This is a genomic window from Anaeromyxobacter paludicola (assembly GCF_023169965.1).
Taxonomy (GTDB): domain Bacteria; phylum Myxococcota; class Myxococcia; order Myxococcales; family Anaeromyxobacteraceae; genus Anaeromyxobacter_B; species Anaeromyxobacter_B paludicola.
In genome coordinates this window covers 4,198,833-4,212,088 of sequence record NZ_AP025592.1, presented here as the reverse complement: position 1 = coordinate 4,212,088, position 13,256 = coordinate 4,198,833, and the positions used below count along the sequence as shown (strand labels likewise).

At 76.8% G+C, this 13,256-nt stretch carries 9 protein-coding genes; 4 read left to right on the top strand and 5 right to left on the bottom strand.

Annotated features, from left to right (window positions below; translation table 11 throughout):
• Positions 1-2: 2 nt before the first annotated feature.
• From AMPC_RS18725 to AMPC_RS18710, 4 genes are read right to left on the bottom strand one after another with little or no spacing between them, the layout of a single operon-like run.
• Positions 3-1,121 carry an ABC transporter permease gene (locus AMPC_RS18725; RefSeq protein ID WP_248343063.1) on the bottom strand — a complete coding sequence of 373 codons (1,119 nt, stop codon included), beginning with the start codon at positions 1,119-1,121 and terminating at the stop codon, positions 3-5.
• Positions 1,118-3,346: an ABC transporter permease gene (locus tag AMPC_RS18720; protein ID WP_248343062.1), complete on the bottom strand. Its 2,229-nt coding sequence runs from the start codon at positions 3,344-3,346 to the stop codon at positions 1,118-1,120. The genes AMPC_RS18725 and AMPC_RS18720 overlap by 4 nt, the downstream gene beginning before the upstream one ends.
• Positions 3,343-4,098 (bottom strand): ABC transporter ATP-binding protein, encoded by a 756-nt coding sequence (locus AMPC_RS18715; protein WP_248343061.1) that lies wholly within the window; start codon positions 4,096-4,098, stop codon positions 3,343-3,345. Before AMPC_RS18715 ends, AMPC_RS18720 begins: the two co-directional genes overlap by 4 nt.
• Positions 4,098-5,138, bottom strand: coding sequence for an HlyD family secretion protein (locus AMPC_RS18710; RefSeq protein WP_248343060.1), 1,041 nt, complete (start codon positions 5,136-5,138; stop codon positions 4,098-4,100). The genes AMPC_RS18715 and AMPC_RS18710 overlap by 1 nt, the downstream gene beginning before the upstream one ends.
• Positions 5,139-5,441: 303 nt before the next feature.
• Between AMPC_RS18710 and AMPC_RS18705 the strand changes: the two genes are divergently transcribed.
• The 3 genes from AMPC_RS18705 to AMPC_RS18695 all read left to right on the top strand — a co-directional run bounded on the left by AMPC_RS18705 (position 5,442) and on the right by AMPC_RS18695 (position 9,464).
• The gene (locus AMPC_RS18705) at positions 5,442-6,746 is read left to right on the top strand and encodes a TolC family protein (RefSeq protein WP_248343059.1); all 1,305 of its coding nucleotides are present in this window, start codon (positions 5,442-5,444) and stop codon (positions 6,744-6,746) included.
• Between the two features lie 64 nt (positions 6,747-6,810).
• Positions 6,811-8,112: a sensor histidine kinase gene (locus AMPC_RS18700; RefSeq protein WP_248343058.1), complete on the top strand. Its 1,302-nt coding sequence runs from the start codon at positions 6,811-6,813 to the stop codon at positions 8,110-8,112.
• Complete coding sequence (locus tag AMPC_RS18695; protein ID WP_248343057.1) at positions 8,109-9,464, top strand: sigma-54-dependent transcriptional regulator; 1,356 nt, start codon at positions 8,109-8,111, stop codon at positions 9,462-9,464. Before AMPC_RS18700 ends, AMPC_RS18695 begins: the two co-directional genes overlap by 4 nt.
• Before the next feature lie 78 nt (positions 9,465-9,542).
• Here the strand turns inward: AMPC_RS18695 and AMPC_RS18690 are convergent, their stop codons facing one another.
• Positions 9,543-11,087, bottom strand: coding sequence for an OmpA family protein (locus tag AMPC_RS18690; RefSeq protein WP_248343056.1), 1,545 nt, complete (start codon positions 11,085-11,087; stop codon positions 9,543-9,545).
• A gap of 137 nt (positions 11,088-11,224) precedes the next feature.
• Between AMPC_RS18690 and AMPC_RS18685 the strand changes: the two genes are divergently transcribed.
• Entirely contained in the window at positions 11,225-13,249 is a 2,025-nt protein-coding gene (locus AMPC_RS18685; protein WP_248343055.1) for an ABC-F family ATP-binding cassette domain-containing protein, read from the top strand.
• Positions 13,250-13,256 lie beyond the last annotated feature (7 nt).

Genomic DNA, 13,256 nt, shown 5'->3' with positions numbered 1-13,256 from the left:
GCTCAGGCGAGCCGCCGCCGGAACCGCAGCGCCGCCGCGCCGAAGATGGCGAGCCCGAACACCGCCAGCGCGGCGAGCTGCGGCCAGAGCTCGGCCGCGCCCGCCCCCTTCTGCAGCACCGCCCGCGAGACCTCGGCGTAGTAGCGGAGCGGGTTCGCGAAGGTCACGAGCCGCAGCGGGGGCGGCATGCTCGAGATGGGCGTCACCACGCCGGCCAGCAGCACCGCCGGCAAGGTGAAGAGGAACCCGCCCAGGAAGGCCTGCTGCTGGTTGCGGCTCATCGTCGAGATGAGGAGCCCGACGCCGAGCGTCGTGAGCAGGTAGAGCAGCGTCCCGGCGGCGAGCACGGCGAGGCTGCCCCGCAGCGGCAGGTCGAAGACCAGCGCGCCCACGGTGAGCACGAGCAGCACGTCGAAGAGCCCGACCACGAGGAAGGGCACCATCTTGCCGGCGAGGAGCTCGGCCGGCGCGAGCGGCGTCACCAGCACCTGCTCGAGCGTGCCCGACTCGCGCTCCCGCGCGAGCCCCATGGCGGTGACGATGGTGGTCACCACCACGAGCAGCATCGCCAGCACGCCCGGGATCATGAAGGGCGGCGTCCGGAGCGAGGGGTTGTAGGCGATGCGCGGCACGAGCCGCAGCGGGAGCTCCCGCCCGGCGCGGGCCGCGGCCAGCTCCGCGCCGCGCTCGCCGAAGTAGCGGCTCACCGCCCCCCCGGCCACGGTGGCGCGGTTGGGGTCGGTGCCGTCGAGCACCACCTGCGCACGGGCCGTCCGGCCGGCCAGGAGGTCCTCGCCGAAGCCGGGGCGGAGCACCACCGCCAGCGCCGCCTCCCCGCGGTCGAGGGCGTCGAGCGCCGCCGCCCCGTCGCCGAGCGTCCGCGCGCGCGAGAGCGTGCCGTCGGCGAGCAGCCGGCGCAGGTGCAGCCGGCTCTCCGGCGTCCGGTCGGCGTCCACCACCGCCGCCGGCACCCGGTCCACCTGGAAGTCCACCGCGAAGCCGAAGAGGATGGTCTGGACGAGGGGGGCCACCACCAGCATGAAGACGATGCGCCGGTCCCGCGCCGTCTGGAGCCCCTCCTTGCGGGCCACCGCCGCGAGCCGCACCCAGGCCGGGCTCACGCCAGCCTCCGCTGGAAGCGCGCCGTGGCGAGCGCCACCACCGCCACGGCGAACACGGCGAGGGCGAGGAGGTCCGGCCAGAGCACCGCGAGCCCGTTCCCCTTCAGCATCGCCCCGCGCAGCCCGTGGACGAGGTAGCGCGCCGGGACCACGCGCGAGAGCGCCCGCAGCGGCGCCGGCATGTTCTCGATGGGGAAGAGCATGCCGGAGAGGAGCATCGAGGGCAGCAGGGAGGAGAGCGCGCCGGCCTGGGTGGCCACGAGCTGGTTGCGGGTGACGACCGAGATGAGGAGCCCCTGCGCCAGCATCCCGGCGAGGAAGAGGAGCCCGAGGGCGAACAGGAGCGCCACGCTCCCCACGATCGGCACCTCGAAGACCACCGCGCCCACCGCGATGACGAGCAGGAGCTGCACGAGCCCGATGGCGAGGTAGGGCAAGAGCTTCCCGAGCACGATCTCGAGCCGGCTCACCGGCGACGCGAAGAGCTGCTCCATCGAGCCGCGCTCCCACTCGCCCGCCACCGTGAGCGCGGTGAGGAGCACCGCGGCGATGGCGAGCAGGTAGGCCGCGAGCCCGGGCACGAGGTAGACGGCGGACCGGCCGCCCGGGTTGTAGCGCGTCAGCACCTGGACCTCGAGCGGCGGCCGGGCCGCGCCGCCGGCGAGCCGCCGCGCCTCGTCCCGGGCGATGGCGTCGGCCTTGGCCAGGATCTGGTTGGCGGTGTTCCCGTCCGAGCCGTCCACGAGCAGCTCCGCCTGCGCCGGCCGGCCGCCCGCGAGCCGCTCCTCGTAGCCGCGCGGGACCACCAGCACCGCCGCCGCGCGCGCCCGCCGGAAGACGTCGTCGGCCCGGTCCGGGTCCACCTCGGCCACCCGGTCGAACTCGCCGGCGGTGGTGAAGGCCCGGACGAGCGCGCGCGAGGCGGCGGTCCGGTCGGCGTCGGCCACCGCGAGCCGCAGGTGATCGACGTCGAAGCTCACCCCGTAGCCGAAGAGGAGGAGCATCACCACCGGCATGACCAGCGCGAGGTAGAGCGTGCGCGGATCGCGCCGGATGTGGAGCGCCTCCTTGAAGGACATGGCGGCGACGCGTCCGAGGAAGCGGGCCGCCCGGCCCGGCGCGGCGGGCGTCGCGGCGCCTGCTGGCCGCCCCTCCCCTGCCCTCCCCGCCCGGCGGGGAGGGAGGTCCGCGGGGCGCAGCCCACGCTCGGTCCCCGCTGCGTCCTCCTCGCTCCCCGCGCCGCCCTCTTCCCCTCTCCCGCGCAGCGGGGGAGGGCCAGGGAGGGGGCGCGGCGCCTCGGGGCCGGCGCCACCGCCGACCACCGCCAGGAACACGTCCTCCAGGCTGGGCGCCGCCGGCGCGAGCACGAGCCCCTGCGCCCCGGCGCCGCGGAGCGCCGTCTCCACCTGCGCCGGCGCGAGCCGCGCCGGGTCGATGCGCACGTGGAGGCCGGCCCCGAACGGCTCGGCGGCGAGCACGCCGGGCAGCCGCCGCAGCGCCTCCGGCGCGAGCCCGCGCCCGCGGGCCACCAGCACCACCCCGGGCACCCAGCGCGCCTTGAGCGCCGCCGGGGAGTCGAGCGCCACGAGCCGGCCGTCCACCATCAGGCCGATGCGGCGGCAGTACTCGGCCTCGTCGAGGTAGTGGGTGGTGACGAAGACGGTGGTGCCCCCGGCGGCGAGCTCGCGGATGAGCGCCCAGAAGTCGCGGCGGGCGAGCGGGTCCACCCCAGCGGTCGGCTCGTCCAGGAAGAGCACCTCCGGGCGGTGGAGGATGGCGCACCCGAGCGCGAGCCGCTGGCGCGCGCCACCCGGAAGCGCGCCGGTCGGCTCCGCCTCGCGGCCCCGCAGCCCCACCCGCTCGAGCACCTCCTCGGCGCGGACCGCCCGGGCGCGGCCGGCGAGCCCCTGCGCCCCGGCGAAGAAGCGCAGGTTCTCGCCCGCCGGCAGGTCGAGGTAGAGCGAGAACTTCTGCGACATGTACCCGATGGCGCTCTTCACCCGCTCCGGCTGGGCGAGCACGTCGTGCCCCGCCACCCGCGCCTCCCCGCCGCTCGGGGCGAGCAGGCCGGTGAGCATCCGGATGGTGGTGCTCTTCCCGGCCCCGTTCGCGCCCAGGTAGCCGAAGATCTCCCCGCGCTCCACCTCGAACGAGACCCGGTCCACGGCGGTGAACCCGCCGAACCGGCGCGTGAGGTCGCGCGCCACCACGGCCGGGCCGCTCACGCGCGCCCCTCCACCCGGGCGACGAACAGGTCCTCGAAGTCGGGCGCCCCGCCGTGGCGCCCCGGGCGCCCCTCGGCGGCGTAGCGGTCCACGAGATCGCGCGGCGCGCCCTCCTCGAGGAGCCGCCCCCGGTGGACCAGCCCGACCCGGTCGCAGCGCTCGGCCTCGTCCATGTACGGCGTGGTCACCAGCACCGCCATGCCGCCGTGCACGAACTCGTGGAGCAGCGCCCAGAGCTCGCGCCGGCTCACCGGATCGACGCCGGTGGTCGGCTCGTCGAGGAGCAGCACCGCCGGCTCGTGCAGGAGCGCGCAGGCGAGGGCGAGCTTCTTGTACATGCCGCCCGAGAGCGCCTCGGCGCGCCGCTCCCGGAAGCGGTCGAGCCGGGTGAGGGCGAGGAGCCGCCGGGCGCGCTCGCGGAAGGTGGCGCGCGGCAGGGCGTAGAGGCGCGCGAAGAAGGCGAGGTTCTCCGCCACGGAGAGATCGCCGTAGAGGCTGTACTGCTGCGGCATCATCCCGAGCCGCTCGCGCACCTCGCCGCCGCCCGCCGGGTCCTGCCCGAGGACGCGGACCTCGCCGGCGTCGAGCCGCACCAGGCCGGCGAGGGCCCGCAGCGCGGTGGTCTTGCCGGCGCCGTCCGGGCCGACGAGACCGTAGAGCTCCCCCGCCGCGACCTCGAAGCCGAGCCCGGCGAGCGCCTCCACCGGCCCGAAGCGCCGGCGCAGCTCCCGGGCCACGAGCGCGGCCGGCATCAGCGCTCCGTGCCGGGGAGGATCACCTCGACCGGCATGCCGGGCCGGAGCTTCAGGCCCGGGTTCGGGAGCCGGACCTCCACCGGGTAGACGAGCCGGTCGCGGTCGGAGCGGGTCTGGATGTTCCTCGGCGTGAACTCGGCCTCGGCGGCGACCGAGGCCACCCTCCCCTCGAAGGCCTCGCCCGGGAAGGCGTCGGCGCGCACCTGCGCCCGCGCGCCGGGCCGCGCCGCGCCGACCTCGGCGTTGGGCAGGTAGAAGGTGGCCTTCACTTCGGCCAGATCGACGAGCCGCGCCACCACCTGCCCGGGGGCGAGGAGCTCGCCGGGCTCGTGCGGCAGCTCGGACACCACCGCGTCGCGGGGGGCGCGCAGCTCGCACTCGGCCGCGAGCAGCCGGGCCCGCTCCGCCGTGCCTCGGGCGGCGGCGAGGCTCGCCTCCGCCGCCCGGACCTGCCCGGCCGCGCCGGAGGCGGTGCTCCGGGCCGCCGCGGCCTGCCGCCGCGCCGCTCCGGCCTGGGCGCGGGCCGCCTCGAGCTGGGCCGCGAGCCCGTCGGCCTGCGCCCGGCTCTGGTCCCGCGTGGCGAACGGCACGTCGTCGCCGAGCTTCTCGAGCCGGGCCGCCTGCCGGCTCGCCGCGTCCCGCTGCGCGAGCAGCGAGGCCGACTGGGCGTCGGCCGCCGACGCGGCGGCCTGGGCGGCGCGCTCGGCGTCCCCGGAGGAGCTCTGCTGGGACCGGGCCACCTCGGCCTGGGCCGCCGCGAGCGCCGCGCGCCCCTCGGCCTCGGCGAGGGCGGCCCGGGTGTCGGCGCAGTCGAAGGTGGCGACGAGCTCGCCCTGTCGGACCACCTGCCCCTTGCGGACCGCCACGGCGGCGAGGCGGGCGGTGAGGCGCGAGGCGAGGTCCACGGCGGTGCCCTCGATCTCCCCCGTGCCGCCGGCCGGTCCGTGCGCCGCGCGCGACTGGGCGCGCAGCCGCCAGGCGAGGACCCCCGCGAGCACCCCGACCAGCACGAGCCCGACGACCAGCATGCGCCGCATGCGACCTCCTCCGGGGCGCCCGCGCCGGCGGGTGCCTCGCGCCCCGCAGGAGCAAGCGGCGCGCCAGCGCGGGGGCCGCGGCGGGCGAGGTGATGCGGCGGCGCGGCGGAAGGTCGCGTTCGGTTTTCCGACGCCGCGTTCGGACGGCCGACGATTCCGGGCGCGGCTCCACGGCGCCGCGCCCCCTCCCTCACCCTCCCCCGCTTCGCGGGAGAGGGGAAGAAGGCAGCGGGGTGGGCAGCGCCCGCGAGCGGCTCGCCCTTCCCGGACGGTCCGGCATCCGGCTTGCTCCCTGCGCCGCGCATGAGCTCCCTGCCCGCGCTCCTCGCCCTCCTCGCCGCCGCGGAGCCACCCGCGCTGCCGCTCGAGGAGGCGCTCCGCTCCCTCGAAGCCGGCAACCTCACCCTCGCCCAGGCCCGCGACCGGGCGCGCGAGGTGGAGGCGGCGCGCGGGCTGGCGCGGGCGCCGCTGCTCCCGGCGCTCACCGCGTCCGGCAGCTACGTCCGGAACAGCGACGCCGCCGAGGTGCCGATCGGGGAGCTCTTCGCGCGCACCCTCCCGGCCGGGGCGGCGCTGCCGGCGGGGCTGCCGGCGCGGCTCGTCATCCAGCCGGGCGAGGCCTGGAGCGCCGCGGCCGCGCTGCGGGTCCCGCTGGCGGCCCCGAGCCAGTGGGCCGAGCTCTCGGCGGCCTCCGCCCAGGCGCGCGCCTCGGCGGCGGGGGCCGAGACGGCCCGGCAGGAGCTCCGGACCGCGCTCGTCGCCACCGGCTGGTCGGCGGACGCCTCGGAGCAGGTGGCGCTCGCCGCGGAGCGCGCCCTCGCCACGGCGCGCACCCACGCCGAGAGCGCGCGGCGGGCCCGCGCCGCCGGCACCGGCACGCCGCTCGCGGTGCTCCAGGCCGAGACCGAGGCGGTGCGGCGCGAGAGCGAGCTCACCCGGGCCCGGGCCGAGGTGGAGCGGCTGCGGCTCGCGCTCGGCGTGCTGCTCGGGCGCGAGGGGCCGGTGCGGATCGCGATGGGCGAGCCGCCCGCCGGCGCCGGCCCCGACCGGGCGGCGCTGCGCGAGGAGGCCCTGGGGCGCCGGCCGGAGGTGCGCGCGGCGCGCGCCACCGCCGAGGCCGCCCGCGCCGGGGTGACGGCGGCCCGCCTGCGCTGGCTGCCCACGCTCTCCGCCTCCGGGACCGCGTTCGCGTCCGACGTCGCCTACCCCACCGGCAAGAAGGACGGCTGGCGCGCCTCCCTCGACCTCTCGTGGGCGCTCTTCGACGGCGGCGCCCGCGAGGCCTCCTCGGCCCGCGCGCGGGCGGCCGCGGAGGAGGCCGAGGCGGCGGAGCGGCAGGCGGCCCTCGAGGTGGCGCAGCAGGTGGCCGACGCCGCCCGGGACCGCGAGGTGGCCCGCGAGCGGCTCGCCCTGGCGGAGCGCGAGCGTGCCCTCGCCCAGGAAACCCTCGCCACCGCCGAGCGGGCCTTCGCGGGGGGCGCCGCGAGCGCGCTCGACCTCCTCGACGCCTCCGACCGGCTCTACCAGGCCGACGCCGGGCTGGCCCAGGCGCGCGCCCGGCTCGGCGCGGCCGGCGCGGCGCTCGACCGGGCGGTGGGGCGGCCCTGAGCCGGTGAGACGCCCGGGACGGGAACGCGCTATGTTCGGCTGGAGCGCCAGGGACGAGGGGCCCGTGCCGACGGGGTTCGAGGAGATCCAGCATCAGGAGCTGTCGCGCCTCTTCGGGCGGATGGTCTGGGCGCGGCTGCTCCTGATCCCGGTGCTGCTCGCCCTCCTCTGCTGGGCGGCCTTCACCGACCCCGCGCCGTGGCGCCGTCTCGCCGCCGCCCCGCTCGCCCTCGCCATCTCGGCCTTCGTGCTGTTCGAGGTGGCCCGGTACGAGCGGCGCGGCTTCGACCGGCGCTCGATCCCGGCGAACCTCTCGGTCGCGGTGGCGGCGCTCGCCGCGGTCTGCGTCGTGACCGGCGGCCTGCAGAGCCCGGTCATCCCGGTGCTCTTCCCGGTCGCGACCTTCGTGGGCATGTTCCTCGCGCCCCGGCTCGCCGCCGCGCTCCTCGCAGCCCAGGTGGCGTTCGTCTGGGGGCTCTGGGCGCTCCAGGCCCGCACCGCCCTCGGGGCGGCGCTGCCGCTGCGCGCGCTCGAGGCCCCGCGCGACCCGGCGACCCGCCTCCTCGCGACGGCGCTCTTCACCTCGCTCGCGCTCCTCGTGGGCGCGCTCTTCGCCCGGGCGGCCCGCTGCGCCTTCGACGCCATGCTGCGCCGGGCGCTCGCGGCGCAGGAGGAGTGGCTGCGGGCCCACGCCGATCGCGCCGAGGAGCTCACCGCCCTCTCCGGCGAGATCGCGCACGAGCTCAAGAACCCGCTCGCCAGCGTGAAGGGGCTGGCGGGGCTGCTCGCGCAGGGCGCGCCGCCGGGGAAGCCCGCCGAGCGGCTGGCGGTGCTCCGGCGCGAGGTGGACCGGATGCAGGTGATCCTCGACGAGTTCCTGAACTTCTCGCGCCCGGTGGTGCCGCTCACGCTCGCGCCGGTGGAGCTCGGCGCGCTCTGCCGCGAGGTAGCGGCGCTGCACGAGGGGCTGGCGGGGCAGCGCGGCGTCCGGCTCGCCGCCTCGGGCCAAGCGGTGGCCCGCTGCGACGGCCGCAAGGTGAAGCAGGTGATCGTGAACCTCCTGCAGAACGCGCTCGAGGCGAGCCCGGCCGGCGCCGAGGTGGCGCTCGCGGCCTCGGCCGAGGGCGGCGAGGCGGTGGTGCGGGTGAGCGACCGCGGCCCGGGGCCGGACCCGGCGCTCTCGGCGCGGCTCTTCGAGCCCGGCGTCACCACCAAGGCGAGCGGCTCCGGGCTCGGGCTCACCATCGCGCGGGCGCTGGCGCGGCAGCACGGCGGCGAGCTCGCCTTGAGGCCGCGGCCCGGCGGCGGCGCCGAGGCGGAGCTCCGGCTGCCGGCCGGCTCGGATCGCGAAGGGAGGGCCGCGTGAGCGAGCGCCCGCTGGTGCTGGTGGCCGACGACGACCCCGGGGTGCGCTACACGCTGCGCGAGCTGCTCGAGACGCTCGGGGCGGAGGTGGCCGAGGCGGCCGACGGGGAGGAGGCGCTGCGCCGCTTCGAGGCGCGCCCGCCGGCGCTCCTCGTCACCGACCTGCGCATGCCCGGCATGGACGGGCTCGCCCTGCTGCGCCGGGTGCGGGAGCGATCCCCGGCGGCGCGGGTGGTGGTGGTGACCGCGCACGGGTCCGAGCGGCAGGCGGTCGAGGCGATGAAGGCCGGCGCCTTCGACTACTTCCGCAAGCCCTTCGAGACGGAGGAGCTGCTCGCGGTGGCGAGGCGCGCGCTCGAGGCGGCGCGGCTCGCGGCCGAGAACGAGCGGCTCGCCGCCGAGCTGGCGCTCTCGCGCACCATGGTCTTCGCCTCGCCCGCCATGACCCGGCTCGCCGGGCTGGTGGCCCGGGTGGCGCCGCGGGACGTGAACGTCCTCATCACCGGCGAGAGCGGCACCGGCAAGGAGCGGGTGGCCGAGGCCATCGTGCGCGCCTCACGCCGCGCCGCCGCGCCGCTCGTCCGCTTCAACTGCGCCGCGCTCACCCCCGAGCTCGCCGAGGCGGAGCTCTTCGGCCACGCCCGCGGCGCCTTCACCGGCGCGGTGCGGGCCCGCCCCGGCCTCTTCGGGGAGGCGGACGGCGGGACGCTGCTCCTCGACGAGGTGGGGGAGCTCGCGCCGTCGTCGCAGGGCAAGCTCCTGCGCGTGCTGCAGGACGGCGAGGTCAGGCCGGTGGGCGAGGAGCGCGCCCGCCGGGTGGACGTGCGCGTCCTCGCCGCGACCCACCGCGACCTCGCGGCCGAGGTGGCCCGCGGCGCCTTCCGGCAGGATCTCTACTACCGGCTCAAGGTGGTGGAGCTCCGGGTGCCGCCCCTGCGCGAGCGGCCGGAGGACGTGCCGCTCCTGGCGCGCCACTTCCTGGCGCGATACGCGGCCCGGTTCGGCGTGCCGTCCCCGCCGCCCTCGGAGGGGCTCCTCGCCCGGCTCGCCGCCTGGACCTGGCCCGGGAACGTCCGCGAGCTCGAGAACGCGGTCGAGTCGCTCGTCGCGCTCTCCCGCGACGGCGAGCTCGACCCGTCGCTGCTGCCGGGCGGCCCGGTCGGCGCGGCCCGGCCGCCGCTCGGGCTCCGCGAGCGGGTGGAGGCCTACGAGCGCGGGCTCCTCGTCGAGGCGCTCCGGGCGGCGCGGGGGAACCAGAGCGAGGCCGCGCGCGCCCTCGGGCTCCCGCGGGTCACGCTTCACGACAAGCTGCGCCGCCTCGGGCTCGCCGCCGACGGCGAGGGCGAGGGCTGAAAAAGAGAGCGGCGGGCTCCCCGGAGGGAGTCCGCCGCCTTCAGGCCTGCCGGAGACGAGCCGGCGCCGCGGGTCGCGCTACTTCGCGATCCGGAGCTCGACGCGCCGGTTGGCCTCGCGGCCGGCCGGCGTGTCGTTCGGCTGCACCGGCTGGTCGGGGCCGAAGCCCTTCGACGCGAGCCGGGCGGCGTCCACGCCCTGCTTCACGAGGTACGCCTTCACGGCCTGCGCCCGGGCCGCGGAGAGCTTGCGGTTCTTGGCGGCGCTGCCGGTGTTGTCGGTGTGCCCCTCGACCACCACCTTGCCGATCTCGGGGTGGGCGTTCATCACCTTCGCCACCTCGTCGAGGATGGGCTGCGAGCGCGGCTCGATGGCCGCCTTGCCGGTGGCGAAGAAGACCTTCTCGGCGAGCTCGATCTTGTTCTCCTTCACCTGGACCTTGGGGCAGCCGCCGTTCTCGGCCGGGCCGGGCTCGTTCGGGCACTTGTCGAGCCGGTCGGGGACGCCGTCGTTGTCGCTGTCCTTGTCCGGGCAGCCCTTCAGCTCGGGGATGCCGGGGACGGTCGGGCAGGCGTCCTGGCCGTTCGGGATGCCGTCGCCGTCGTCGTCGAGGGCCGGGCACTGCTCGGGGGTGTGGCTCTGCCCGGGCGCGCACGGGTCGGCCTTGGGGGCCGGCGGCGGCGGGGGCGGCGGAGGAGGAGGCGGCGGCGGGGGCGGCGGGGCCGCCTTCTTGGCCGTGGTGGAGGTGTCGATCGCGAAGCCCACGATGCCGCGGTACTCCGGGTTGCCGAGCGCGTCGGCGAAGCCCGGGCCGCCCATCACGAAGAGCTCGAACGGCGCCGCGACGTAGCGCAGGCCGGCGAGCAGCTCGCTCTCGATGCCGCGCCCGAAGGTGTGGGCGCCGAGGTACGAGAGCTCGGCCCGGAGCTGGCCGGTGGTGGCCACGGTCACGCCGTACTGGATCTCAGACTTGAGCGTCTGCGTCCCGACCGGCACCTCCTTGCGGATGAGCCCGCCGCCGAAGCCGCCCACGACGAAGCGCTCGAAGCGGTGGCCGATCTCGAGCCGCGGCGCGAAGGTCACGCTGTCGGCGCCGGCGATGGCGCCGGCGTTGCCGAACATCGGGTAGAGGTCGCCGGCGAGGGCGACGTTGACCGGCATGCCGGCGTCCTGCTGGAGCACGCCGAGGCGAAGGCCGATGGACGGGCTGCCGAGGCCGGTCTGCTCGGCCTTGCCGAAGCCGCCCACCGCCGCGGTGTCCTGCCACGGGATGTACGGGATGCGGAAGTCGAGCTCGAGGTTGGGCAGCAGGCCGATGGCGATGCCGGCCTGCAGCGTGAGCCGATCCCGGACCAGGAACTTGGCGTCCCCCTGGTCCAGGAGCCCGTAGCCGGCGACCCGCCCGCTCGGGAACACGGCCAGCGGCTCGTGCTCGTAGTTGAGGCCGAGCGAGACGCGAATCGACTCGGCGGGCTGCGTCTCGCCGTCGCCGACGAGGAGCGAACCGCGGGCGGCCGGGTCCAGGCGGACCCTTTCGAGATCGAACTGCGGAATGGCCTGGGCTCCCGCTCGGGTTGAAGCGAGCAGGGCCACGGCGGCCAGGAACCAACGTCCTCTTGTCATGTGGGCCATCCTTTTCCCGGTCCCCTCTGCCAGGATCGGAGGTACAGGGGTGTCCTTGCTGCCCGGCCCGGGCAGTCGACTGCCGGCCGGCCCCACCCACCTACCACCCCTGAGTCAGGGCGTGACAGAAATCTGACATGAGCATCATCCGAGCCAGCCAGCTCTCGCTCGCCTTCGGGCCGAAGGTGCTCTTCGAGGGTGCCTCCTTTTCCGTGGGTCCCCACGATCGGGTCGGCCTGGTCGGGGCCAATGGCACCGGCAAGTCCTCGCTCCTGAGGATCCTGGCGGGCGAGCAGTCGCCCGATTCGGGGAGCCTCACCTTCCGCCGCGGCTGCCGGGTCGGCTACCTCCCGCAGGACGTGGCGGCCCTCACCCCCGGGGAGCTCATCGAGGTGGTCCTGGCGTCGGTGCCGGGGCGGGGCGAGGTCGAGGCGCGGCTCGCGGCCACCGAGGCTGCCCTGGCCCAGGCCGCCGAGGCGGAGGAGCAGCTCGAGCTGTCGCAGGCGCTCGCCGACCAGCACGCCGAGCTCGAGCACTTCGAGGAGCGGCACGGGCGCCACCAGGCGGAGCGGATCCTGGCCGGCCTGGGCTTCTCCACCGCCGACCTGCGGCGCTCCACCGCCACGCTCTCCGGCGGCTGGAAGATGCGGGCGGCGCTGGCCGGGCTCCTCCTCACCGACCCCGACCTGCTGCTCCTCGACGAGCCGACGAACCACCTCGACATCCCCACCCTCACCTGGTTCGACGCCTTCCTGCGCGGCTCGGGGAAGGCCTTCCTCCTCATCAGCCACGACCGGGAGTTCCTCGACCGGCAGATCGACCACGTGCTCGCCCTCGAGCCGGAGGGGCTGCGGGCCTTCACCGGCAACTACGCCGGCTACAAGGTCGCGCGCGCGCAGGAGGAGGAGCGGCTGCTCGCGCAGGCGCGCAAGGTGGAGTCCCGCCGCGCCGAGCTCGAGGGGTTCATCGAGCGGTTCGGCGCCAAGGCGACCAAGGCCCGCCAGGCCCAGAGCCGGCAGAAGATGCTCGACAAGCTCGAGGACGTGCAGGTGCTCGAGCACCGCGACACGCTGCGCTTCCACTTCGCCGAGGCGCCGCGCTCCGGCCGCGAGGTGCTCCGGCTCGAGCGCGTGAACAAGGCGTTCGGGGCGCGCGCCGTCTACCGCGACCTCTCCGCGTCGGTGCTGCGCGGCGAGCGCGTGGGGGTCATCGGCCCGAACGGCGCCGGCAAGTCCACGCTCCTCAAGCTGGTCGCCGGGGAGCTCGCGGCCGACTCGGGCGAGGTGCGGCTCGGGCACGGCGTCGTCCCCGGCTACTACGCCCAGCACCACTTCGAGCCGGAGGAGCGGGACCTCGAGGCCCGCGCCAACGGGACCGCTCGCACCTTCGGCGCGCTCGACCCGAAGCAGACGGTGCTGGAGGCGCTCTGGGACCTCGTCCCCGACAAGGGCGAGGCCTACGTCCGCGGCGTCGCCGGCTCGTTCCTCTTCTCGGGCGAGGACGCCGACAAGCCGCTCGGGGTGCTCTCCGGCGGCGAGCGGGCCCGCGTGGCGCTGGCGCGGCTCCTGCTCGTGCCGGCCAACCTCCTCATCCTCGACGAGCCGACCAACCACCTCGACCTCGACTCGTCGGAGGCGCTCATCGAGGCCCTGAAGGGCTACGAGGGGACGCTCCTCTTCGTCTCGCACAACCGCAGCTTCCTGAACCAGCTCGCCACCCGGGTCTGGGAGGTGAAGGACGGCGGGATCGAGGACACGCCCGGGAACCTCGACGACTGGCTCCACCACCAGAAGCTCCTCGCCGAGGCGGCGGCGCTCGAGATCGGCGGGGCCGGCGGCGCGGCGGCCGGCGGCGGGACCGCGGCGCCGGCCTTCCGCTCGGAGAAGGAGCGCAAGCGGCTCGAGGCGGAGGCGCGCAACGCCCGCTACGCCCGGGAGAAGCCGCTCCGCGACGAGATCGCCCGGCTCGAGGCGCGCATCGCCGCGGTCGAGGGGCAGGAGCGGGAGGCCACCGCCGCGCTCGCCGACCCGGCCCTGTACGCCGACTTCGCCCGCGCCCGGCCGCACGTGGACGCGCAGCGCCAGGCGCGCGAGGAGCTGGAGCGGCTCTACGCCGACTGGGAGGCGCGGCAGGCCGAGCTCGAGGCGCTCGCCCCGGCCTAGCGGCCTG